The organism is Umezawaea sp. NPDC059074, from assembly GCF_042738955.1.
In the GTDB taxonomy this organism is placed as follows: domain Bacteria; phylum Actinomycetota; class Actinomycetes; order Mycobacteriales; family Pseudonocardiaceae; genus Umezawaea.
Window position 1 is genome coordinate 33,530 of the sequence record NZ_JBHYHC010000055.1, and the last position, 23,077, is coordinate 56,606.

The 23,077-nt window shown below is 73.1% G+C and carries 20 protein-coding genes; 12 read left to right on the forward strand and 8 right to left on the reverse strand.

What is annotated here, in order from left to right; all coding sequences use genetic code 11:
- Positions 1 to 34 precede the first annotated feature (34 nt).
- The 6 genes from ACFWW9_RS24455 to ACFWW9_RS24480 all read left to right on the forward strand — a co-directional run bounded on the left by ACFWW9_RS24455 (position 35) and on the right by ACFWW9_RS24480 (position 7,187).
- Complete coding sequence (locus ACFWW9_RS24455; RefSeq protein WP_390382203.1) at positions 35 to 1,702, forward strand: ABC transporter substrate-binding protein; 1,668 nt, start codon at positions 35 to 37, stop codon at positions 1,700 to 1,702.
- 10 nt (positions 1,703 to 1,712) lie between these two features.
- The gene (locus ACFWW9_RS24460; protein WP_390382206.1) at positions 1,713 to 2,687 is read left to right on the forward strand and encodes an ABC transporter permease; all 975 of its coding nucleotides are present in this window, start codon (positions 1,713 to 1,715) and stop codon (positions 2,685 to 2,687) included.
- Positions 2,684 to 3,526, forward strand: a complete 843-nt coding sequence (locus tag ACFWW9_RS24465; protein WP_390382209.1) for an ABC transporter permease — start codon at positions 2,684 to 2,686, stop codon at positions 3,524 to 3,526. Before ACFWW9_RS24460 ends, ACFWW9_RS24465 begins: the two co-directional genes overlap by 4 nt.
- Positions 3,505 to 5,115, forward strand: coding sequence for a dipeptide ABC transporter ATP-binding protein (locus ACFWW9_RS24470; RefSeq protein ID WP_390382212.1), 1,611 nt, complete (start codon positions 3,505 to 3,507; stop codon positions 5,113 to 5,115). Before ACFWW9_RS24465 ends, ACFWW9_RS24470 begins: the two co-directional genes overlap by 22 nt.
- Positions 5,112 to 6,227, forward strand: a complete 1,116-nt coding sequence (locus ACFWW9_RS24475; protein ID WP_390382215.1) for an LLM class flavin-dependent oxidoreductase — start codon at positions 5,112 to 5,114, stop codon at positions 6,225 to 6,227. The genes ACFWW9_RS24470 and ACFWW9_RS24475 overlap by 4 nt, the downstream gene beginning before the upstream one ends.
- Before the next feature lie 213 nt (positions 6,228 to 6,440).
- Positions 6,441 to 7,187, forward strand: coding sequence for a glycosyltransferase family 2 protein (locus tag ACFWW9_RS24480; protein WP_390382218.1), 747 nt, complete (start codon positions 6,441 to 6,443; stop codon positions 7,185 to 7,187).
- On the opposite strand, the gene ACFWW9_RS24485 is transcribed toward ACFWW9_RS24480, so the two are convergent.
- On the reverse strand, positions 7,162 to 7,548 hold the full coding sequence (locus tag ACFWW9_RS24485) for a nuclear transport factor 2 family protein (RefSeq protein ID WP_390382221.1): 387 nt from the start codon (positions 7,546 to 7,548) through the stop codon (positions 7,162 to 7,164). The genes ACFWW9_RS24480 and ACFWW9_RS24485 overlap by 26 nt on opposite strands.
- 69 nt (positions 7,549 to 7,617) lie before the next feature.
- Between ACFWW9_RS24485 and ACFWW9_RS24490 the strand changes: the two genes are divergently transcribed.
- The 5 genes from ACFWW9_RS24490 (at position 7,618) to ACFWW9_RS24510 (ending at position 12,463) form a co-directional block, all read left to right on the forward strand.
- Positions 7,618 to 8,226 carry a PadR family transcriptional regulator gene (locus tag ACFWW9_RS24490; protein ID WP_390382224.1) on the forward strand — a complete coding sequence of 203 codons (609 nt, stop codon included), beginning with the start codon at positions 7,618 to 7,620 and terminating at the stop codon, positions 8,224 to 8,226.
- 105 nt (positions 8,227 to 8,331) lie between these two features.
- Entirely contained in the window at positions 8,332 to 8,541 is a 210-nt protein-coding gene (locus ACFWW9_RS24495) for a TOBE domain-containing protein (RefSeq protein WP_315929596.1), read from the forward strand.
- A 46-nt stretch (positions 8,542 to 8,587) separates the two neighbouring features.
- On the forward strand, positions 8,588 to 9,400 hold the full coding sequence (locus ACFWW9_RS24500; protein WP_390382228.1) for an MBL fold metallo-hydrolase: 813 nt from the start codon (positions 8,588 to 8,590) through the stop codon (positions 9,398 to 9,400).
- 415 nt (positions 9,401 to 9,815) lie between these two features.
- A complete protein-coding gene (locus ACFWW9_RS24505) occupies positions 9,816 to 10,385 on the forward strand; it encodes a DedA family protein (RefSeq protein WP_390382255.1) in 570 nt (189 codons plus the stop codon).
- A complete protein-coding gene (locus tag ACFWW9_RS24510) occupies positions 10,382 to 12,463 on the forward strand; it encodes a phage holin family protein (RefSeq protein WP_390382231.1) in 2,082 nt (693 codons plus the stop codon). The genes ACFWW9_RS24505 and ACFWW9_RS24510 overlap by 4 nt, the downstream gene beginning before the upstream one ends.
- Here ACFWW9_RS24510 and ACFWW9_RS24515 read toward each other — a convergent pair.
- From ACFWW9_RS24515 to ACFWW9_RS24535, 5 genes are all read right to left on the reverse strand, one after another.
- Complete coding sequence (locus ACFWW9_RS24515; protein WP_390382234.1) at positions 12,450 to 13,982, reverse strand: alkaline phosphatase D family protein; 1,533 nt, start codon at positions 13,980 to 13,982, stop codon at positions 12,450 to 12,452. The genes ACFWW9_RS24510 and ACFWW9_RS24515 overlap by 14 nt on opposite strands.
- Positions 13,983 to 14,050: 68 nt before the next feature.
- Positions 14,051 to 15,625 (reverse strand): S8 family peptidase, encoded by a 1,575-nt coding sequence (locus tag ACFWW9_RS24520; protein ID WP_390382237.1) that lies wholly within the window; start codon positions 15,623 to 15,625, stop codon positions 14,051 to 14,053.
- Positions 15,626 to 15,946: 321 nt separating this feature from the next.
- On the reverse strand, positions 15,947 to 16,849 hold the full coding sequence (locus ACFWW9_RS24525) for a DUF4231 domain-containing protein (protein WP_390382240.1): 903 nt from the start codon (positions 16,847 to 16,849) through the stop codon (positions 15,947 to 15,949).
- A 93-nt stretch (positions 16,850 to 16,942) separates the two neighbouring features.
- Entirely contained in the window at positions 16,943 to 19,924 is a 2,982-nt protein-coding gene (locus tag ACFWW9_RS24530; protein WP_390382243.1) for a TIR domain-containing protein, read from the reverse strand.
- On the reverse strand, positions 19,921 to 21,036 hold the full coding sequence (locus tag ACFWW9_RS24535; protein WP_390382246.1) for a hypothetical protein: 1,116 nt from the start codon (positions 21,034 to 21,036) through the stop codon (positions 19,921 to 19,923). The genes ACFWW9_RS24530 and ACFWW9_RS24535 overlap by 4 nt, the downstream gene beginning before the upstream one ends.
- A 161-nt stretch (positions 21,037 to 21,197) precedes the next feature.
- Between ACFWW9_RS24535 and ACFWW9_RS24540 the strand changes: the two genes are divergently transcribed.
- Positions 21,198 to 22,052 carry a toll/interleukin-1 receptor domain-containing protein gene (locus ACFWW9_RS24540; protein ID WP_390382249.1) on the forward strand — a complete coding sequence of 285 codons (855 nt, stop codon included), beginning with the start codon at positions 21,198 to 21,200 and terminating at the stop codon, positions 22,050 to 22,052.
- Here the strand turns inward: ACFWW9_RS24540 and ACFWW9_RS24545 are convergent.
- A complete protein-coding gene (locus ACFWW9_RS24545; protein ID WP_390382252.1) occupies positions 21,976 to 22,362 on the reverse strand; it encodes a hypothetical protein in 387 nt (128 codons plus the stop codon). The two genes, ACFWW9_RS24540 and ACFWW9_RS24545, sit on opposite strands and share 77 nt — an antisense overlap.
- 11 nt (positions 22,363 to 22,373) lie before the next feature.
- A complete protein-coding gene (locus ACFWW9_RS24550; protein WP_390382258.1) occupies positions 22,374 to 22,997 on the reverse strand; it encodes an NUDIX hydrolase in 624 nt (207 codons plus the stop codon).
- Between the last annotated feature and the right edge of the window lie 80 nt (positions 22,998 to 23,077).

The window sequence follows — 23,077 nt, forward strand, 5'->3', positions numbered from 1 at the left end:
GACACGCCTTCCACCGTCCCGAGGAGAAAGCCCCGTGAACACCTCCCGCGCGGCACGCCGCGTCCGACCCCCCGGCCGCACACCGCGGATGATCGCCGGCCTCGTCGCCGCCGTCGTCGCCCTGGCCGCTTGCGGGCCGGGCGTCGCGGCGAACTCCGGCGGGGGCTCGGGCGAACCGAAGCAGGGCGGGGACGTCACCTTCCTGATCGACTCGCTCGGCGACACCTGGATTCCCAACAACAGCGCTATCTCCAGCTTCCAGGGCCACATCTGGGGCCACCTCACCGACAAGCTCGTGTACGTGGACGAGAAGGGCGCGGTGAGCCCCTGGGTCGCGGAGAGCTGGGAGCAGAACGACACCGCGACGGAGTTCACCCTCCACCTGCGCAAGGGCGTCACCTTCTCGGACAAGACCCCGGTGGACGCCGCCGCCGTGCTGGCGAACCTCGACATCTGGGCCAAGGGCGACGCCGCCAGGGGCATCAACCCCATCGGCCTGTTCCCGAAGACCTACGACCACGCCGAAGCCGTCGACCCGGCCACGGTCAAGGTGTTCTTCAAGGCTCCAACGCTGGGCTTCATCCCGACCTTGGGCTACCACGGCTCGATCCTGATCTCCCCCAGGACGATCGCGCTGCCCGCCGCCCAGCAGGCCGACCTCGCCAACGACCTCGGCAGCGGCCCGTTCGTGCTGTCGTCGTGGAAGGAGGGCGACAGCGTCGTCCTCAAGAAGCGCGCCGACTACGACTGGGCTCCCGCGGCGCTGAAGCACCAGGGCCCGGCCTACCTGGACTCGATCACCTACAAGCTCGTGGCGCAGCCGTCCGTGCGCACCTCCGCCGTCCAATCAGGACAGGCGGACGTGGCCTACAACCCGTCACCGCAGGAGCTGAAGTCGTTCGCGGACCAGGGTTTCACCACCGCGACCCCGCGCTACCTCGGCTTCGTCAACGGCTTCGCGGTGAACACGAAGGTCGCGCCGTTCGACGACGTCCGGGTGCGGCAGGCCCTCCAGCACGGCATCGACCGCAAGGAGATCATCTCCACGGTCTACACGCCCGACTGGCAGGCCGCGCAGTCGTTGTTCCAGAGCAACGTGCCCGGCGCGACCGACCGCAGCGCGGACTTCGCCTTCGACGCGGCCAAGTCCGCGAGCCTCCTCGACGAGGCGGGGTGGACGAAGGGCTCCGACGGCGTCCGGGCCAAGGACGGCAAGCCGCTCACGCTGACGCTGTACGCGAACCCGTACCTGGCCACGTCGAAGTCGGTGGACGAGCTGATCGCGCAGCAGCTCGGCAAGCTCGGCTTCAAGGTCGACATCCAGGCGTTCGACGTCGTCACCTACGGCGAGCGGGTCAAGGTCAACAGCCCGAGCGTGGCCGCGTACGAGGTCACCCGGAGCTTCATCGACGCGGGCACGGTGGCCGGTGTCCTCACCGACGCCAACAAGGGCGAGAACTGGTTCGGCCTCGGGCAGAGCGACCCGAAGCTCGTCGCGCTGGCCACCGGCGTGACCAGCGCGCTGAGCGTCGACACCCGCGCCCCGATCCTCGACGAGCTCCAGGGTTACGTGTTGCAGCAGGGCTACTTCGTGCCGATCACGCAGATCGTGCAGCGGATCTACCTCCAGTCGCCCAAGCTGCACGGCGTCGCCTACAACGGCCTCGCCTACGCCAACTACTACACCGCCTGGCTCGGCTGACGGTGACGCCGTGAACCGGGACTACGCGAAGTACGCGGTCAAGCGGATCCTCCAGGCCGTCGTCGTCATCCTGCTGGCCTACGTGTTCACGTTCGTCGTGATCAGCGTCCTGCCCGGCGACCCCGTCACGAACACCCTGCGCAACCCGCAGAACGGGTTCACCGAGGAGGAGATCGGCCGGATCGTCTCCTACTACGGGCTCGACCGGCCGGTGTACGTGCAGCTGGGGGAGTCGTTGTCCCGCTTGGTGGTGGGCGATCTCGGCGTCTCGCTGCGGTCGGGGCTCCCGGTCGACCGGCTGATCGGCGACGTGCTCGGGTCGACGCTGCTGCTCGCCGGGTCGGCGCTCGCCGTGGCGCTGGTGCTGGCGTTCGCCATCGGCTTCGGCACGCGGTACCTGCCCAAGCGGTACGGGCAGGGCGTGCTGCGGGCGTTCCCGTCGCTGTTCCTGTCGGTGCCGAACTTCGTGATCGGCCTGGTGCTCATCACCGTGTTCGCCTTCCAGCTGGGGCTGTTCCGGGTGATCGACTCCGAGGGCGGCTGGGCGACGTTCTTCGCCGCGGTCGCCCTCGGCATCCCGGTGTCCGCGCAGGTGGCCGAGGTGCTGATCGCGAACCTCGACCACGAGGCCGGGCAGGAGTACGCGTCGGTCGCCCGATCCCGAGGGCTGGGCCAGGCCCGGCTGTTCCTGCGGCACCTGCTCAAGCCGTCCTCGCTGCCGGTCGTCACGGTCATCGCGCTGACCGTCGGCGAACTCCTCGGCGGGGCCGTCATCACCGAGCAGATCTTCGGCCGCACCGGCATCGGCAGCCTCGTGGAGCGGTCGGTGACGACGCAGGACCTCCCGGTGCTGCAGGCGGTCGTCACGCTCGCGGCGGTGATCTTCGTCGTGGTGAACCTCGTCGCCGACCTCGCCTACCCGCTGCTCGACCCGCGGGTGCGGCTCGGCGACGCCAAACCGCGCGAGCGGGAGGACGTGTCATGAGCGTTGCGGCCCTGTCCCGGCCACGGGTGGCGTCCCGCCGCGGGCAGGCGTCCCGCGTCCCTCCCACGGTCGCCGTCGCGTTCGCCGTGCTGGCGCTCGTGCTGTCGTGGTCGTTGGTCCCCGGCCTGTTCACCGGCCAGGACCCGGCGCGCGGTGTCCCGGCGGACAAGTTCCAGGCCCCGAGCCTCGCGCACCTCTTCGGCACGGACCACCTGGGCCGCGACCTGTTCGCCCGCGTGGTCCACGGCACGTCGTCCTCGGTGACCAGCGCGCTGGTGGCGGTGGGCATCGGCGTCCTGGTCGGCGGGCTGATCGGGCTGGTCGCGGGGTTCGTCGGCGGCTGGGTGGACAGCGTGCTCGCCCGGCTGGTGGACGTGCTGCTGGCCATCCCGTCGTTCCTGCTCGCGGTGGTCGTGGTCAGCTCGCTCGGCTTCGAGACGATCAACGCCGCCATCGCCACCGGCGTCTCGGCGGTGGGCGTGTTCGCCAGGGTCATGCGGTCGGAGGTCCTCAAGACCCGCCGCGCGGTCTTCGTGGAGGCGTCCTACCTCCAGGGCGGGTCGCGGTGGCACATCCTCGTCCGCCACGTGCTGCCCAACGCCTCGCGCTCGGTGCTGATGCTCGCCGTGCTCCAGTTCGGGCTGTCGATCCTGATCATCGCGGGCCTCGCGTTCCTCGGGTACGGCGACCCGCCGCCCGCGTCCGACTGGGGCCTGCTGATCTCGATCGGCAAGGACTACCCGCTGGCGCCCTGGCTGGTCCACGCGCCCGCGCTCGTCACGATCGCCACCGTCCTCTCCGTGAACAGGATCAGCCGATGGCTCCGCAAGACCGACTGACCCCGCTGCTGCGGGTCGAGGGCCTGTCCGTGGCCTACGGCGACACCCGTGTCGTCACCGACGTGAGCTTCGCCCTCGGCCGCGGCGAGAGCCTGGCGCTCATCGGCGAGTCCGGCTCGGGCAAGTCGACCATCGCCCGCGCGGTGCTCCGGCTGGGGACCGGCCGCGCGAGCGGGTCGGTCGAGTTCGACGGCCACGACGTCCTGGCGCTGCCCGAACGGCGCTTCCGGCCGTTGCGCGGCAGGCGGATCGGCTACGTGCCGCAGGACCCCGGCACCGCGCTCAACCCGGTGCGCACGGTCGGCTCGCAGGCCAGGGAGGCCGCCGCCCTGCTCGACGAGCCGGGCGGCCACGAGGACCTGGTGCTGGAGACGTTCGCGCGGGTCGGGCTCGACGACCCGCGCCGCGTCTACGACTCCTACCCGCACCAGCTGTCCGGCGGGATGCTCCAGCGGGTCCTCATCGGGCTCACGGTGCTGCCGCGGCCCGCGCTGATCGTGGCCGACGAGCCGACCTCCGCGCTGGACGTCACCATCCAGAAGCGCATCCTCGACCTGCTGTCGGACCTGCGCCGGGACCTGGACATCAGCCTGCTGCTCATCACCCACGACCTGGCCGTCGCCGCGGAGCGCGCGGACTCCCTGGTCGTGCTGAAGGACGGCGTGGTGCGGGAGGCGGGTCCCACCGCGGAGGTGTTCTCCGCGCCCGCGTCGGAGTACACCCGCGGGCTGCACGCCGACGTGCCCGCGCTCAACCCCGACCGCTACCTGCGCCTGCGCTCGGTCCCCACACCCGGTGAGCGGCCCAAGATCGAGGTCAGCGGCGTGACGAAGTCGTTCACCGTCGACGGCCGGTCGCTCGTCGCCGTGGACGACGTGTCGTTCTCGGTGCCCGCGGGCACCACGCACGCGCTGGTCGGCGAGTCCGGGTCGGGGAAGACGACCACCATCCGGTTGCTGCTCGGCCTGGAGGAACCCGACCGCGGGGCCATCTCCGTGGCAGGGGAGGAGGTCGCGGGCCGGTCGCACGCCTCGCTCCGGTCGCTGCGCCGCCACCTGCAACTGGTCTACCAGAACCCCTTCACCTCCCTCGATCCCACGTGGACGGTCAAGCGCCTGGTGGGGGAGTCGTTGGACCGCTACCGGATCGGCACGCGGCGGGAACGGGCCGACCGCGTGCGTGAGGCGCTCGACTCCGTCGGGTTGGCGGAGGACCTGTTGTCCCGCAAGCCTTCCGCCCTCTCGGGTGGCCAGCGGCAACGGGTGGCGCTCGCCAGGGCGCTGGTGCTGCGGCCGGACGTGATCGTGCTCGACGAGCCGACGTCGGCGCTCGACGTGAGCGTCCAGGCGGGGATCGTCGAGGTGCTGCTGGCGTTGCAGGCCGAACTCGGCCTCACCTACGTGTTCGTCTCGCACGACCTGGCGCTCGTCCGCCAGCTCGCGCACACCGTCTCGGTCATGCGGCAGGGGCGGATCGTGGAGAGCGGGGAGGTCGGGGCCCTCTTCGACGACCCGCGCCAGCCGTACACCCGCGCGCTCGTGGACTCGATCCCCGTCGGCGCCGGGACCGTCGCAGGAGGAGTGTCGTGACGACCGCGCAGCCGGTGACCGAGGCCGTTCAGCCGCCGTTCCGGCGCGGGCCGAGCCTCGGGTTCAACACCCGCGTGTCCTTCAGCGACGACCGCGGCCCGAGGCAGGGGCTGCGGGACGGCGTCGAGCTGTTCACCGCGGCCGAGGCGCTGGGCTACCAGTCCGGGTGGGTCTACCAGCGGCACTTCGACCACTACCTGTCCTCGCCGCTGCCGTTCCTCGCGGCGGTCGGCCAGCACACGCGTCGCATCAGGCTGGGCACGGCCGTACTGCCGATGCGGTACCAGGACCCGGTCCTGCTGGCCGAGGCCGCGGGCACCACGGACCTGCTGGTCGGGGACGACCGCCTCGAACTCGCCGTCGCCACCGGGGCCAACGCCACCTTCGACGCGGTCTTCGGGGCCGTGGACACCGACGCCCGCACGGAGGCCCACCGGCGTCAGGCGCGGTTCCTCGCGGCGGTCGGCGGCGAGGTGCTGCACACCGTGGACGGACCCGGCCAGGGCGCTCCGGTGGGCACCGAGCTGCGGGTCACCCCGCACAGCCCCGGTCTGCGGTCGCGGATCCGGCAGGGCGCGGCGAGCGTCGGCAGCGCGCTGCGGGCCGCCGAACTCGGCATCGGGCTGATCACCGGGACCGTGCTGCACGACCTGGCCGAGGGCGAGACCTTCGGGCAGTACCAGGCACGGGTCATCGACGCCTACCGCACGGCGTGGCGGCGCGCGCACCGCACCGAGCCGCCGCCCGTCGCGGTCGCCGCGTCGATCCTGCCCGCCACCACGGCCGAACTGCGGGAGGTCTACGCCGCCTACGACCTCCAGCGCCGGACCGAGGGCATGCACGCGTCCCGGCCGAAGGGGGCGCTGGAGCCGGTGGTCACGGGCGACCTCCCGGCGGGGGTGCGGATCAGCCCGGTGTTCCACGGCGACCCCGACGAGGTGGCGGAGGCCGTGCTCGCGGACCCCGGACTCGCGGCGGCCGACGAGGTCGTGCTGTTCCTCCCGCCCGCTTTCGGACTCGCGCGGAACGTCCGCCTGCTCACCGATCTCGCGCACACGGCGGAATCGGCGCTTGGCTGGTCTCCCGAGGGCCGTGGCGAAACAACGCCATAAAGGAATGCTGGGACATAAGGCCAGGTGAGGGAGCTTTATTGAATTCATCTGGAATTAACAACGGGCATCGAGGAATCTCTTAAGGATCCGTTGGTTTTCGGCGACACCGATTCGTGGTCGACTTGCCGCGAATAGCTCGGCTCCGCCAGCCAGCGTCAACGACGTCGCTTTTCCGGCACCGCGCCGATCGTCGTCGTTCCCCCTGGAGGGTCCATGCCCAGCGTCTCGCGCGGCTCCGTCGCCGAACGCCCCCGGTCCGCCCGGCCGTCCCCGACCGGGTCGGTCGCGGTCGGCTACCTCGACCCCGGCACGTGGTCGGCCTGCTTCGGGTTGAGCTACCGGGACCTCCTGGTCGCCGACCTGGCGGGCGCGCGCCGGATCACCGGTGACGAACTGCGGGTCGTGGCGGGCACCGGGGACGTCCCGGCGGGCCGGAACCTGATCTGCCGCGGCTTCCTGGCCACCGACGCGGAGTGGCTGTGGATGGTGGACTCCGACATGGGGTTCGCGCCGGACACCGTCGAGCGGCTGGTCGAGGCGGCGGACCCCGTGCGGCGGCCGGTGGTGGGGGCGTTGTGCTTCGGGCTCGCCCACCGCGAGACCGGTCCGTTCCACACCCTGCGCCACGACATCCGGCCGACGCTGTACCTCAAGCACGGCACCGGTTTCCGCGCGGTGCTCGACTACCCCCGCGACCGGGTGGTGCGGGTGTCCGCGACCGGCGCGGCGTGCCTGCTGGTCCACCGCGACGCGCTGGAGGCGGTGCGGCGGCGGGCCGGGCCCGTGTGGTTCGACCCGATCGCGCCGTTGTCGGAGGACCTGTCGTTCTGCGTGCGGCTCGCCGAGGCGGGCATCGCCACGCACGTGCACACCGGCGTGAAGACCGTCCACCACAAGGGCGGCGGCTACCTCGACGAGCAGGCCTACGACGCGGTCAGGCGCTCGTCGCCTCGCGGCTGATCCGCTCGAACTGGGCCGCCATCGCCTCGGACAGGGCCAGCGCGGCGGACAGCGGGCGGACCATGACGGTGAGCTCGTCGATCAGGCCGTCCTCGTCCAGGTGCAGGAAGTCGCAGCCGTGGACCTCCTTGTCGCCGACGCGGGCCCGGAAGACCAGGGCGTGGTCGCGGCCGTCGCCGATCTCGCGGACGTAGTGGAAGTCCTCGAACACGCGGGTGACCCCGCGCAGGATCGCGGCGGTGATGGGCTTGCCGGGGTAGGGCGCGAACGCGACCGGGCTGGTGAACACGACGTCGTCGGCCAGCAGCGCCTCGATGGCGTCGTGGTCGCCCGCCTCGACGGCGGCGCGGAACGGGTGCATCGGTCCTCCATAGGCAATTAGTTGACTAGTCGTGTCGAAGATTAGTCACGGAAATGCTAGGTTGTCCAGATGGCGTTGCGCTACGCGGTGCTGGCCGCGCTCCTGGAAGGCGAGGCGTCCGGCTACGACATGGCCAAGCGCTTCGACGCGTCCGTGGCCAACTTCTGGACCACCACGCCGCAGCAGCTCTACCGCGAGCTGGAGCGCATGGAGGTCGAGGGCGTGATCTCCGCCCGGCTCGTCCCGCAGGAGCGCAGGCCCACCAAGCGCTTGTTCACCCTCACCGAGGCCGGTGAGCGGGAGCTGAGCGCGTTCACCGCCGCGCCCGCCAAGCCCGCCGCGCTCCGCGACGACCTGCTGATCAAGGTGCAGGCCGTGGACGTCGGCGACCCGGCCGCCGTCGTGGCCGCCGTGCGCGAGCGCGAGGAGTGGTCCCGCGCCAAGCTCGCCCGCTACGACCGGCTGCGCGCGCGGCTGCTGGACGGCCGCACGGAGGCCGAGTTCCTGGCCTCCGACGACCGGATCGGGCCGTACCTGACGCTGATGGGCGGCCGCGAGCTGGAGGAGGCGACCATCCGGTGGTGCGAGCGCACCCTGGCGGTGCTCGCCGCGTCGACATTCGTGCCTGCCTCCGGGAACGACCGGTCGCGCCCGCGTCTGCGGCGGCCGCACCCGTGATCGTCGGCGCACGTGCGGTCGAGCGGGAAAACCGTTGGCGGACAAGCGATCCCGCGTCGCCGTAGGCTGGCGGGGTCGTTCTCGCCAGACCTCTGAGGAGTACTCGTGCGCTTGTCCACCCGCAACCAGCTGACCGGCACCGTCGCCTCGATCAAGGACGGCGCGGTCATGGCCGTGGTCACCGTGGACCTCGACGGCGGCCAGCAGGTCACCGCGTCGATCACCATGGACGCCGTGGCCGACCTCGGCCTCCGGGTCGGGCAGCCGGTGACGGCGCTGGTGAAGTCCACCGAGGTCATGATCGGCGTCGAGTAGCCCTCGACGTCTGCCGTTCGGCGCGGTCGTTGCGATACTGGGCCGCGTGCACCCACTCGGCCTGCGGTTCGTCGGTCACTCCACGGTGCGGCTGGAGGTCGCCGGGCGGGTCGTGCTGACCGATCCGGTGCTCACCGACCGGGTCTCGGCGCTGTCCAGGGTGACGGCGCCGAGCACGGCCGCCGACCGGGCCGACGTCGACCTCGTCCTGCTGTCCCACCTGCACGGCGACCACGTGCACCTGCCGTCGCTGCGGCTGCTGGGCGACCACGTCCGGGTCGTCGTTCCCCGCGGCGCGGGGGCGTGGCTGAGGAGCAAGGGGATCCGCCGGGTCGACGAACTCGCCCCCGGTGAAGTGCTCGTCGACGGCGACCTCACGATCACGGGCGTGCCCGCGGCCCACTCCGGGCACCGCTGGGGCCCCCGGTCGACGCGCGGGCCGCAAGCCGCCGCGATGGGCCACCTGATCGACGGCGACGGGGTGCGGGTCTACGCCGCGGGCGACACCGACCTGTTCCCGGAGATGGCCGGGCTGACGGGCGTGGACATCGCGCTGCTGCCGGTGTGGGGCTGGGGCCCGACCCTCGGACCGGGCCACCTGACCCCCGCGCGAGCGGCCGACGCGGTCGGCCTGCTGACACCGAGGGTCGCCGTGCCGGTCCACTGGGGCACGCTGGCACTGCCCGGCCTGGTCCGCGCACCGGGCCGGATGGGGGCGCGGATGCGCCGACTCCTGGTCGACCCGCCCCGCGAGTTCGCGGCCGCCGTCACCGCCTCCGGCTCCACGACCCGCGTCCTGATCACCGAACCCGGCGACGACGTGGCCCTGCCCGGCACCGTGCGGGGGTCGCGGGGGTGAGCGGGGTGTCGGTGGGAGGGCCGCGTCGGGCGGTGACCGGGGTGATCGGCCGCTTCGCGGCAGGACTCCGTGGTGGGCGTGCGGCTTCGGAGGCGCTGTCCGGCACCTCGCGGGGACCGCTTGGGTTCGCGGTGGCGGGAGTTCTCGGCAGGTTGTCCGATGCTGTGCGGGTGAGCGGGGTGTCGGTGGGGTGGTCGCCCACGCTCGTGGGCGGGGTTCGAGTTGGGTGGTGCTCGGCGCGGTGGGAGACGGGCCGGTGTGCTGCCCGCCGCTGTTCGAGGGGTGCCGGGGTGCCCGCGGTGTCGCCGCCGGGGTTCGTGCTGCTGTCCCGTGCGGTGCGCGGGGGTTCACGTCGTGTGTCTAGTGTGGACGGTGTGCCGTCCGGCGTGGTGTGCGGGTGAGCGGGGTGTTCGGGGTGGACTGGGCTGATCCGTCGGCCATCGGGTATCCGGTGCTGTTCGGCGGGGTGTTGTTGGGGTCGGTGGTGCCCGTCGTGCCGACCGGGGTGGTGGTGGGGGCCGCCGCCGCGCTCGCGACGAGCACCGATCGGCTGAACATCGTGCTGGTTGTCCTGGTGGCGATGGCGGGGGCGCTGATCGGCGACCTCGTCACGTTCGCGGTCGCCCGCGGTGGGCGGTCGGCCATGCTGCGGTGGTTCTCCCGGCGGCAGTCGGCGGAGAAGCTGGAGGCCGCGCGGGTGCGGTTCGAGGCACGGGGGTGGCAGGTGGTGGTGATCGGGCGGATGGTGCCCGCGGGCCGGATCCCGGTGCTGCTGGCGGCCGGGGCGCTGGGCTACCCGTGGCGGCGGCTGGTGCCCGCGGCGGCGGGCGCGTGCCTGCTGTGGGCGGTGGCGTACGCGGCGCTCGGCGTGGTCAGCGGCGGGTTGTTCGACCACCCGGTCGTTGCCACGGTGATCGCGACCGGGCTGGTCCTGCTGGTGACGGCGGTGTCGGCCCTGGTGGCCAGGAGGCGTGAGGCCAGGTGAAGCCGGAGAGCGGTGCGGGGCGGTTGTTGCGCGGTGGTCGGGTCGTCGCCCGGCTGCTGCTGGTGTGGCTGCTGGTGGCGGTCGTGCTGCACGTGCTCGACGAGCTGCTGGACGACTTCTCGTTGCCGCAGTGGTGGCAGCCGACGGTGTTCGCGCTGCTCTACGGCGTGCTGAGCGCGGTGGTGTGGCCGCTGGTGCTGCGGGTCGCGCTGCCGGTGGCGATCTTCACCCTGGGCATCGGGTCGCTGGTGCTGCTGGGCGCGGGGCTGTTGGCGCTGTCGTTCGTGGTGCCCGGCGTGGTGGTCGCGAACCTGCGCACGGCCGTGCTCGTGGTGATCGCCGTGTCGGCGGTGGGCGCGCTGGTCAGCAGCCTGCTCGCGGTCGACGAGGACGAGGTGTTCTTCCGCCGGGCCGCACGCCGGTTCCGCCGGGCCGAGGACGGCGGCGAGGACGAGCCGCCGGGCGTGCTGCTGTTGCAGATCGACGGGCTCGGCTACGACACCGTGCGGCGGGCCGTGCGCGACGGCGACCTGCCCACGTTGGCGAGCTGGCTGGTCGAGGGCAGCCACGCGCTCACGGACTGGCACTGCGACTGGAGTTCGCAGACCGGGGCGAGCGTGTGCGGGCTGCTGCACGGCTCCAACGATGACATCCTCGGTTTCCGCTGGTACGAGAAGGACCGCGACCACGTGATGGCGTGCGCGCACCCGGCCGACGCGGCGGAGATCGAGCGGCGGCACTCCGACGGTCGCGGGCTGCTGTCCGGTGGCGGGGCCGCGCGCAGCGGGCTGTTCACCGGCGACGCCGAGCACGCGAGCATGACGATGAGCGCCGTCCCGCTGCTGACGCCCGCCCGTCGGGCGGCCCGGTCGCGCAACGCGGCGGGCTACTACGTGTACTTCGCCAACCCGGTGAACCTGGTCCGCACGGTCGGGTCGGCCGTGGTCGACATCCTGCGCGAGGTGTCCGCGTCGATCCGGCAGCGCCGGGCGGGCGTGCGGCCGAGGGTGAAGCGCGGCGGCGTGTACCCGTTCGCGCGGGCCGCCACGACGGTGATCACCCGCGACCTGGTGGTGTCGGCGATCATCGGCGACATGCTGGCCGGGCGGCCGGTCGTGTACGCGGACTTCCTCGGCTACGACGAGGTCGCCCACCACACGGGCATCGAGCGGTTCGACGCGCTGGCCGTGATCCGGGCGATCGACCAGCAGATCGGCCGCCTGCACCGGGCCGCCGAGCTCGCGCCCCGCCGGTACCGGCTCGTGGTGCTGTCCGACCACGGCGTCACGCAGGGGTGGGCGTTCGCGGACCGGTTCGGCGAGTCGATCGAGGCCCTGGTCGGACGCCTGTGCGGCGCTCCGCCACGGCCCGGCGACGGCAAGAAGGCCAAGCCCACGCACACGTGGCAGCTCAACGCGGCGCTGGCGGAGGCGGACGGCCCGATCGCCCGCGGCCTGCGGGCCCGCGCGGGCAAGACCCCGGACCGGCACCGGACGCCGGAGGGGACGCCCGGCCTGGTGACGCGCGCGGCTCCCGGCGTGGTCGTGGTGGTGTCCGGCCACGTGGCGATGGTGTCGTTCACCGAGCACGAGGGCCGCGTCGACCTGGAGACGGTGGAGCGGGAGTTCCCCGACCTGCTGCCCGCGCTCGTCGACCACCCCGGCGTCGGGTTCCTGCTGGTCCGCAGCTCGGAGTCCGGGCCGCTGGTGCTCGGCCGCGACGGCGTCCACCGGCTCGACACCGGGGTCGTCACCGGCGAGGACCCGCTCGCGGGCTACGGCGTGCACGCGGCCGACCTGGTTCGCCGGACCAACGGCTTCGCGCACTGCCCGGACCTGCTGATCAACAGCCGCTACAGCGAGTCGACCGACGACGCGTCCCCGTTCGAGACGCACGTCGGCTCGCACGGCGGCCTCGGCGGCGGCCAGTCCCGCGGCTTCCTGGTCCACCCCGCCGACCTGCCCGCGCCGGGCGAGATCGTCGGCGCGGAGGCGCTGCACCGGGTGATCCGCGGCTGGCTCACCCACCTCGGTCACCCGGAACCCGCGGCGCGGGACGTGGAGGTCAGAGCGGGTTGAGGCCGGGGACGCGGTCCTCGATCAGGAACGACGCCTTGGTGGACACCTCCGCGCCGGGGCGGGAGACGTGGTCGAGCCCGCGGAAGTCGGCGCGGAAGCCGTCGGCCGTGAGGTGGGTGCGGACGTAGCCGCGGCGGTTGTTGAAGTACTTGATGTGGGGGTTCTCGGCGAACCACTCCGGGGTCTCCGGGTAGTCCTCCGAGCCGTCGCCGCCGGAGGTGATGGACGTGCCCGCGAGTTCCGTGCCCACGGTGCGCGACGACGGGTCGTCCCAGCGCTCCTTGATGTCCACACCCCACGCGGCGTGCACGTCGCCGGTCAGCACGACGGCGTTGCGGACGGACGAGAAGCCCGCCACCACGCGGTCGCGGTCGGCGGCGTAGCCGTCCCACGCGTCCAGGTTGGTCTCCTGCACCGGGCCGCGCGTGTGGTCGTACTGGGAGAAGAACACCTGGTTGCCCAGGACGTCCCACCGGGCGACGGAGTCGCGGAAGCCGCCGAGCAGCCACGACTCCTGCTCCGGGCCGAGGATCGTGCGCTGGGGCTCCAGGCGTTCGTCGCACACCTTGATGCCGTCGCCGCACGGCTGGTCGTCGCGGTACTGGCGGGTGTCGAGCATGTGGAACGTGGCCAGCCGGCCCCACCGGATCCGCCGGTACAGCTGGAGGTCCAGGCCGTGCGGGGCCTGCCGGATCGGCATGTTCTCGTAGTACGCCTGGAACGCCGCGGTGCGCCGCCGGGGGAAGTCCGGCTGGGGCTTCTCGGGTTTCGAGTAGACCATCCCCGCCCAGTTGTCGTCGACCTCGTGGTCGTCCCACACGACGCTCCACGGCGCGACGGCGTGCGCGGCCTGGAGGTCGGCGTCCGACTTGTACTGCGCGTACCGCTGCCGGTAGTTCGCCAACGTCGTGGTGCGCGGCCCGTCGACGCCGCGGACGTTGCCGTTCGGCGCGACGTGCACGCCCGCCTCGTACTCGTACTGGTAGTCGCCGAGGTGCAGCACCAGGTCCGGCTCGTCCTCGGCCAGCCGCCGGTACGCGGTGAAGTACCCGTGCTCGTACTGCGCGCAGGAGGCGAACGCCATCGTCAACGGGGTGGTCAGCGTCCACGGCGAGGGCGCGGTGCGGGTCCGGCCGGTCCGCGACAGGTGGCCGTCGGTGGCGAAGCGGTAGAAGTACTCGTGCCCGGACTCCAGCCCGGCGACGTCCACGTGCACGCTGTGCCCCAGTTCGGGCCGCGCCCACTCCGTGCCCCGTCGGACGACCCGGCGGAACCGCTCGTCCTCCGCGAGTTCCCACTTCACCTCGACCGGCCGCGACGGCATCCCGCCCATCCCGTCCTCGGCCAGCGGCACCGGCGCGAGCCGCGTCCACAGCACCACGCCGTCCGGCGTCGGGTCGCCGGAGGCGACACCGAGCGTGAACGGGTCCACCAGGCGCGCGGACCCCGCGCCCAGCGCCGTGAGGGCCAGTCCTCCGACCAGCAGGGTGCGGCGCGTCAGGGTGCTCATGCTTTCCATACGGTTGAGCGACGTCGCCGGTTCGCCTCGGGCCGGTCTCCCGTGGAAGACCGGCCCGAGGCGACGCGTCAGCGCAGGGTGTAGCCCAGCAGGCCCTCGGAGGCCTGGCCCTCGCAGTTCGGGTCGACGGAGTCCATGTGGTCGCCGGTGCCGCGGACCACGCAGCGGTACAGCGGACCGCTCGGCAGCGTGCCCGAGGCGGCGTCGAGGAAGTAGCCGAGCACGCCGAGCGCGACGCGGCCCTCGCAGCCGGGGTCGTAGGAGGTGAAGTAATCGGTGTTCACCCGGCAGCGGTAGAGCGGGTGCGTGCCCGCGACCTGCGTCGTGTACGCCAGGCCGAGGCTGCCCTCACGGGTGTAGCCGCCCGGCGCGCCCGTGGTCGACGTGAGGTGGTCGCGGCCGCTGACGTACCGCGAGACGTCCACAGTGGACGGACCGGACGAGCCGGAACCGAGGAACAGCAGGCGGTTCGGCGAGCCCGCGCCCGCGTCGGCGATCTTGTTCGGCGTCGAGTCGCCGATCAGCGCGCCCTGCACGGCGGCGGGGGAGTCGCCGGGGTGCGTCGCCAGGTAGGCCGCCGCGACGCCCGCGGTGTGCGGGGTGGCCATCGAGGTGCCGCTGATGGTGTTGGAGGCGTTGTCGTCGGTGTTCCACGACGAGGTGATGTTCACGCCCGGCGCGTACAGGTCGGTGCAGGTGCCGTAGTTGGAGAACGACGCGCGCCGGTCGGTGATGTCCGAGGCGTTGACCGTGATGGCCTCGGCGACGTTCGCGGGGCTGAACCCGCAGGCGTTGGCGTTGGAGTTGCCCGACGCGATGGCGTAGGTGACGCCGGTGCCGATGGACGTCCGGATCGCCGCCTCCAGCGGGGCCGTGGCCGCCGACGCCGGGGCGCCCAGGCTCATGTTCGCGACGGCGGGCTTCACGGCGTTGCCGGTGACCCAGTCGACGCCGCTGATGACCTGCGCGAACGTGCCGGAGCCGCCGCAGTCCAGCACCTTGACCGCGACGAGCTGCACGCCCTTGGCCACGCCGTACTGGGAGCCGCCGACCGTGCCCGCCACGTGCGTGCCGTGCCCGTTGCAGTCGGTGTTGTTGCCGTCGACCGCGTTGTAGCCCCAGGTGGCGCGGCCGCCGAAGGTGCTGTGCGTGGTGCGGATGCCGGTGTCGACGATGTAGGCGTGCACGTTCGCCGCGGTCGTCGGGTAGGTGTAGCTGCCGGACAGCGGCAGGTCGCGCTGGTCGATCCGGTCCAGCCCCCACGACGGCGGGTTCGGCTGGGTGTCGACGGCGCGCACCTCGGCGTCCTGGCTGACCGACGCGACCGCCGGGTCGGCGGCGAGCTTGCGGGCGTTCGCCGCGCTGGTGCTGATCGCGAACCCGCGCAGCGCGTGCCGCCAGGTCGCGTTGACCGTGCCGCCGTACTTCTGCGCGAGCCCGTCCACGGCCTGCTGGATCGTCGACTGCCCGACGGCGGAGTCCTTGAGCACGACCACGTACCGGTCCGGCACGACCTTCGCGCCCACGGCGGCCGCGATCGTGCCCTCCGGGGCCGCGGCGGCCGTGCCCGCGACCGCTCCGGACAGCGCGAGAGCGGTCGCGGCTCCGAGGGCGACGGTCGTTAATCGACGGGACGAGGTCATGGGGACTCCTCCAGTGCCGGGCGAGTTCGGTGGCACCAGAGCGTGGCAGGGGAAGCGCGGACCCGACATCGGCCGGTCGGATTACCCGTGTCCGGCGCGCGGCACCCCGTTGGCGGAACTCGGTCGCGCACAGCGAGAACACGCCTTGGACCACTTGGGCCAGTCCGCTCGTCGTATGCGGACTCCTTGCCCCGCAAGGGATCCGTCTGCGTCGGCGCATGGGGCGAAGTCGAGGGAACCGCACATCCGTTGGCGTTGCGCCATGTGGGTACCGCGGTGTGCCGCACTCGTCGGCGTGAAGAACAGCGGGAAGCCGAAGTGTCAGGTCACCAGCCGCGACCGGGACGCGCGCCACATCGTGTGCTCCCGGCTCACCGCCTCCTCGGAGTCGGCGACCTCCTGGGACCACGCCCGCTCGTCCTCCACGCCGTCGAGGTGGGCGCGGGCGAGGACGAGTTCGGCGGCGGCGAACGCGTACGCGCGGGCAAGCGTGGAGAACTGCCTCAGGTTCATCCACGCCGTGCCTGCCGCGATGAACGCGGCGACGACGCCCGCCAGGTCGAGCGACACGAACCCGAACGCCTTGGCCAGCGCCGCGCCGATGCCCAGCACCTCGATGACCAGCAGCGCTTTGCGCCACCGGCCCGCGCGCCGCCGGTTGAACTCGGCCTTGCGGGAGTACCACCGCTGCTGGTCGCCGATGCGCGACCGCAGGTAGACGGCCTTGCGGGTGCCCAGGTCCGCGGCCCGCAGCAGCGTCATCCGCTCGGTGATCACCGGCCGGTCCGACGACGGGATACAGGTCGTCGGGGCGTCCTCCAGCAGGCTGGACAGCTGCTCGGTGAACCGCCGCTCCACGCCCTCCTCGTCGACGCCCTTCGGGAAGGGGGTCGCGCCGACGCTGAACCGCCACGCGAGGCTCTTGGCCGACTCCGCCAGCGCCCGCCCGTCGTACCAGCGGTCCTCCGGCCGGGAGGCCTTCACCGTCAGCTCGGTCACCAGGATCGCGGTCAGCGCGAGCGCCGTGCCGATCGCCGCGAAGTCGATCCCGCTCCCGCCGACCTTCCACGTGACCACCCCGGTCGCCGCCGCGACGATCGCGAAGACCAGGCTCAGCCGCACGGTCCGCGCATACTCCCTCTGCCCGCGCAGCGAGGCCGTGTCCGCCGACTCGAACAGCCCCGGCAGGTCGGCGTCTTCCAGGCCTTCGACGGGGTTGGCCATCCGCGCACCTTCCTGAATGGACATCACCAGCAGATCCGTCCGGATCCTAACCGCCGAGCACGCCTCCCGGATCTTGAACGGCGGACATGTGCCCTAGCACTCCTCGGCCGCGAAGAGTCCGCAGAGTTGCCGCTTCAGCGCGGGAATCCCGACCGGGATCGCGATCTCCGCCGACGCCGACGGGCTGCCGCCGGTCCGCACGCCGATGGACAGCCGGTCGCCGACGCGGCGGGCGGAGAACCCGTCCACGTCGTGCGGCGCGATCGAGGTGAGGAGGACCGGGTCGGAGGCGAGGAGGCGACCGGTGTCGACGTCGAACACCTCGAACCCGCCGTCGGGGCTGAGCGCGAGGACCAGCGACCCGCCGTCGACGACCTGCGCGGCGGCGATCCCCGGCAGCCCGGTCGGGATGCTCAACGCCGTCGTCCACGTCTCGCCGTCCCGGCGGTACAGGGTCAGGTGCCTGCCGCGGACCTCGTGGACCAGGGCCAGCCGCCCGGTCGGGTCGAACGACACCACGCCGTTCTCGGCGGGCAGCGGCGGCCCGTCCACCGTGGTCGGGCCGGTCGTGTCCCCGCGCGTCCACGTCGTGACCGACACCCGGCCCGCGAGCCGCGTCACGAGCCGCCCGGACGTGCCGCCGACGTCGTAGTCCACGACCTCGCGCCCCTGGTCCCACACCACCTCGGAGCCGTCACGGCAGTCGACGACCGTCCCCGAGCCCGTTCGCGCGGTGGGGATCTGCGCCTCCGCGTCGGCGGTCGAGCGGGTGAAGTCCTTGCGGGGCAGGTAGGTCACGGGCTTGCCCGCGCAGACCGCCGCCGCGGGCGTGACGGTCGCCCCGTCCACGAGCAGCGGTCGTTCCGGTCGAGCCTCGACCAGCACCGCGCCGGTCCCGTCCGGTTTGGCCGCGACCAGGTCGGTGCCGCGCTGGACCGGGATCCGGCTCACGTCGCCGGACGTGCCCGAGTTGAGGAACTCCTCGGCCCACACGCGCAGCTCGCGCTCGCCGAACGCCACCACCGCGCCGCCTTCGGTCCGGGTGACGTCCCACGGCCGGGGCAGCGAGGAGGTGGGCAGCGTCGACAGGACCTCGATCGGGAACCCCGCCTTGAGCACGGCCACCTGCGCGCCGTTCGGCGACACCGCGACCGAGTCCGCGACCAGCGTCGCGCGGAGCAGGACGGGGGCGTCGGCCTGCGTGTACGGCAGCGCGGTCAGCGCGTCGCCCGTGGCCACGACGTCGCACCCCGCGGTGAACACGCCGTGGCCGGGGACGTCGACGGCCTCCAAGGTCCCCTCGACGAGCACCGAGCCCGACTCGGACATCCCCAGCAGCACCTTCCCGAGCAGCCCGCACCGGCCGACGACGGGGTTCGTGCCGTCGGACGCCGGCTGCCCCACGCCCTTGCGGACCGGGGTGGTCGTCCACCCCGCGGTGTCGGTCGGGGCGGTCACGATCGTCGCGGTGTTGTGGTGCACGGCCGCGAACCTGCCGCCGGACAAGGGTTCCAGGGTCGTGGCGAAGCGCCGTTGGAAGCTCCCGGCGGCGTCGGCGAGCGTGGTCGTGCGGTCGTCGCGGGTCCAGCCGACGACCCCGTCGTCGGTCAGCCACGCGAGATCGTCCCGGCCGGGGACCAGCGCCACGTCCGCCGCTACGTCGGGCACGGTGACCTGGCGCAGGGCCGCCGCGCCGTCCTGGAACACCGCCACGCCCCAGTGCGTCCGGTCGAACCCGACCAGGAAGCCCTGCGAGTCCGCGGAGCTGACGGAGACACCGGGTGTCGTCGTCACGGGCACGGGTCCCGCGGCGGTCACCAGGGTGACGCCCGAGGGGCCGACGACGGCCGCCGTGCGGGACTGGAGGTCCGCGGCCACGGCCGTGACGCCGTCGATCCGCTCCGCCTTTCCCCGCGTGGTCACGGAGTAGGCGGTGCCCGCGCTGTGCAGCACCACACCGTCGGCGTACTGGTGGACCTCGCAGTCCGAGCCGCCGTCGAGCCGGGTCGTCGTCGCGGCGGCCAGGTCGACCACCACCGGCCCGGACGCGGCGCACGCGACGAGCCGGTCGTCGCCCAAGCGGACGACGTCCCGCAGGTCCGAGGCGTCGACGGTGGTGTCCACGGCCGTCGCGCCGGTCGCCACGGTCCACCCGTGCACGTGCGACGTGCCCGCGTCACGGCCCTTGCCCCACGCCAGCAGTTGGGTGCCGTCGGTGGTGAACCGCGCCCCGTCGGCGGGGTGGCCGGTGTCCGGGTAGACCACCGCCCGTTTCAACCGGCGGTTGGCCTGCGACACGGCCAGCATCGCCGACCGCACGGTGGGGCTGCCGCTGGTGTTCGCCGCCCGCAACGCCCGGCCGATGGCCAGGGTCGGCGAGTCCGCCGCGGCCAGCAACGCCTCGGAGGCGTCGGCCTGCGCGAGCGCCTCCCGCTCGTTGCGCCGCGCCTCGGCCGCGCTGTCGTTGGCGCGCACGGCGTTGACGACCGCGAAGGCGACGGCGACCGCGAGCACCACGGCGACGGCGGAGATCGTCCGCGTCCGCCTGCGTTGGAAGATCGCCTCCTCCTGGAGGTACTCGGCGGGGTCGACGTCCATCAGCTTCGAGCACAGGCCCGCGATCCCGTCCCGGCTCCGCAGCAGCGGGCGGGCGGTGTAGTCGACCCACTTCTGCTCCACGGTGAACAGGTCGCGCAGCGGGGCCGGGATCCCTTGCGGGGAGCGGAATCCGGACGTGCCCCAGGCCAGGTCGAGCCGCTCGTCGACCCGCACCAGGAACAGCCGGTCACGGGTGCCGCCCGTGGCCAGCCAGTGCTCGATCTCGGCCGCCACCCATGGCGACTCGACGGTCTCGGTGTCCAGCACCACGACGAGGCACCGCGACTTCTCCACGGCGGCGCGGATCTCCGCGGTGAGCGACCCCGGCCGCAGGTGCGCCGTGTCGAGGAAGACCCGCAGGCCGTCGTCGCCCCGGTGCCGCTTGGCGACGGAGTACAGGTCGTCGCGGAGCCTGCGCGCGGCGAGGTGCGACGACCGCTTGTAGCTGATGAAGGCGTCGTAGCCCTCGTCGGTCATGGCCTGGGGCAATCCGCGGGGCGGGGCCTGCCGAGCGTGATCTGGTGGTAGCCGCCGAGCCGGGTCTCGACGCCGCCGGAGCGCCGCACGAGCGCCGGGTTCTCGTGGTCGCCGTTGGCCGTCAGGACGTCCTCGCAGCCGGGGCCGTTCCACCGCGTCGCCGCCTGGCCGGTGCTGTCGGCCACGGTCCCGGTGGCGGTGTCGAAGTCCCGTCGCCAGACCTCCGGCTTCGGGTCGCAGGTCTCGCCCTCCGGGGGCGCGTGCAGCTGGCCGGTCGCCGACAGTCCGCCGCCCCGCCAGACCAGGTCGGTGAGGAAGAACCAGGTGTAGGTGCTGGAACTCCGCGCCTTTCCGGGCAGCGCCGGGGTGAAGGCGCGCACCCGCAACGAGTCCGTGTCCACGACGACCGGCGACGAGAGGGTGATGCAGGCCCCGCTGGACCCGCCGACCCCGACGGCGATGTGCCGCCCGTCCGGCGAGACGGCGGACCTGCCGAGGACGCCGTCCACGGACGCGGACGCGAGGAGCTTCCCGTCGAGGCCGTACCGCGCCACGATCGACGGGCCCCGGCGCACGCCGCCGTCCCTGGCCAGATAGCCCACGGTGATCGCGGAGGCGTCCGCCGCGAGGGTGACCGGCGAGGCGGTGTTCTCGCCGGGGTAGTCGGTGGTGGACCGCTCCTCCAGCCGCTCGGCCCGCACCACCCGGCTCGGCGTGAGGTCGTGCCGCAGGAGCAGCAGGTCGAACCCGTTGCCGGGCGTGTAGTTCTTGCGGGTGGTGACGACCAGGTCGGGCGTCACGGCGATGCCCGAGCAGTCCGCGCAGTCGACGACCACCGGCGGCACGTGCGGCCGCACGACGGCGAGCCGTCCGCCCGCCAGCACCACCGCGCCGGTCGCGTCCAGCGGCACGGCCAACGCCCCGGTGTACCCCGCGTCCCGCCCGTCCAGGCCGGACACCGGTTCCAGCCAGTCCTGGCCGACCAGCGCGACGCCGTCGGCGCCCGCCACGACGGCGAAGTCCGGGTCGCCCGCGGCGGGCGTGGCGACGCCCGCGACCTGGCACGCCCCGAGCAGGAGCGCCGCGAGCCCAAGTCCTGCAACGGTTTTCACGGTCCGACCCCCTCTCCCCGTGAAGGGAATCGCGGGCGGTGGAACGGCCGTTAGCCCGGTGCGACGTTCGGGTGAACCTCCGGTCGTTCGGTACCGGCCGGGGCGAACCGCGCGATACACGGACCCCGGCGGGCGTCCCGCCGTCCGAGCGAAGGGATTCCGTGGCCACCGTCTTCATGTCCTACGCCCGCGAGGACCAGGAGTTCGTCCGTCGGCTGGTCAAGCGCCTCACGTTGCGCGGCCAGGAGATCTGGGTCGACTGGGAGGACATCCTGCCCTCGGCCCAGTGGATGCGGGAGATCTCCGAGGCGATCGACGCGAACGAGGTGTTCGTGTTCGTCATCAGCCCCGACTCGGTCGCGTCGGAGGTGTGCCGCGCCGAACTGGACCTCGCGGTCGCCGGGGGCAAGCGGATCGTGCCCGTCCTGCACCGCGAGACGCCCACCGAGGACGTGCCCCGCGTGGTCGCCGGCCTCAACTGGCTGCTGCCGCCACCCCCGGACGACTTCGCCGAGCTGGTCGACGCGCTGGTGCTGGCCGCGGACCTGGACCTGGAGTGGGTCCGGTTCCACACCCGGCTGCTGGTGCGGGCCCGCGAGTGGCGCGACCACGACGGCGACCCGTCGTACCTGATGCGGGGCAAGGACCTGGAGGAGACGCAGGGCGTCCTGACCACGGCGGAAGGACGTGAACCTCGGCTCAGCCCGTTGCAGACGGCGTACGTGGCCGAGAGCGAGGCCGTCGCCCTGGAGCGGCAACGCGGGGAAGGGCGCGGGTTCGCCGTCACGAGCCTGGTGTTCGGGGTGCTCCAGGCCGCGGTGATCTACGTGTTCGCGTTCGACGACATCAGCGAGACCGGCCTGATCCGGCTCGCGCCGCTGTGGATCTTCTCGATCGCCTTCGGCGGCAGCGGTTTCGTGATGGCACGGCCGACGCCGGTCAAGATGGGGTCGGTGGGTCTGGCGGCCGTGGCGCTGGCGGTGTTCCTCTACCTGACCGTCTGGCCGGCGCTCTAGGGTCGTCCAGCACCCGCGGTCGAGGCCGGTGGGTCGCGCGGCGGTAGAGCAGGGCGCCGCCGCCGACGAGGAGCACGGCGACCAGCGTCAGCAGGGCCGCGACCATGAGGATGCCCCTCGCGTCGGCCAGCGCGTGCTCGGCGAACGTGGTCAGGGTCCTCGCCGACACCGGGGCGTCCGGGGGCTGCGGCTCGGCGGCGCGGGCCAGCAGGGATCTCGCCCGGCTCCGCTCGTCGGCCTGGCGCACCCACGACCGGCTGGCCGCGACCGCCGTGAAGAGGCCCGCCGCGATCAGGAGCAGGGCGATCACCCGCCGCCGCCTCACGGCGACGCCCAGCGCCACACCAGCGGCGGACGGCCGCCCTTGGGCAGCGCGGCCGCGTGCTGGGCCGTGCGCTCCAGGCCCGGCACGCGGTCCATCGTGCGGCCGAGGTTGGCGGGGTAGGGGCGGTCGCCGGTGAGGGACTCGGTCACGTCCAACGCCTGCGCCGTGGTGAACTCCGGCCCGAGCAGGCCCGCGGTGAACACCGGGTCGCGCCACAGGCGGTCGGCCAGCAGGGGACGGCAGTCGGCGACGATCCGGTCGTGGTCGAACGCCAGCGGCGGCACGTCGTCCAGCGGCGTCCACGTCGGCGTGCCGTCGTCCTGGCGGGCGGGGTGGACCGTGGCCCACAGGGCGATCGACAGCGTCGGCCCGCGCGGGTCGCGGGACGGCTCGTCGAACATGGCGAGCTGGCCCGTCGCGGTCACCGCCTCGTCCGGGACGCCCAGCTTGCCGGTGACGGCCCGGCGGGTGGCGTCGCGCAAGCGTTCGCCCCGGCCCAGCAGGACTCCGGGGAGCGCCAACTCGCCCGCGCTGCCCTCGATCTCGGCCAGTTCGCGGTGGCGCATGGTCTCCGCGCGGGAGGCCAGCGACTCGCGGACCTTGGCTCCGTCGTCCGCCACCAGGGCGAGCGAGGCGGAGAGGTCCTTCAGTTCCTCGACGCCCAGGTCCTCCCCGAGCTGCCCCAGCGCCTGCCACTGGC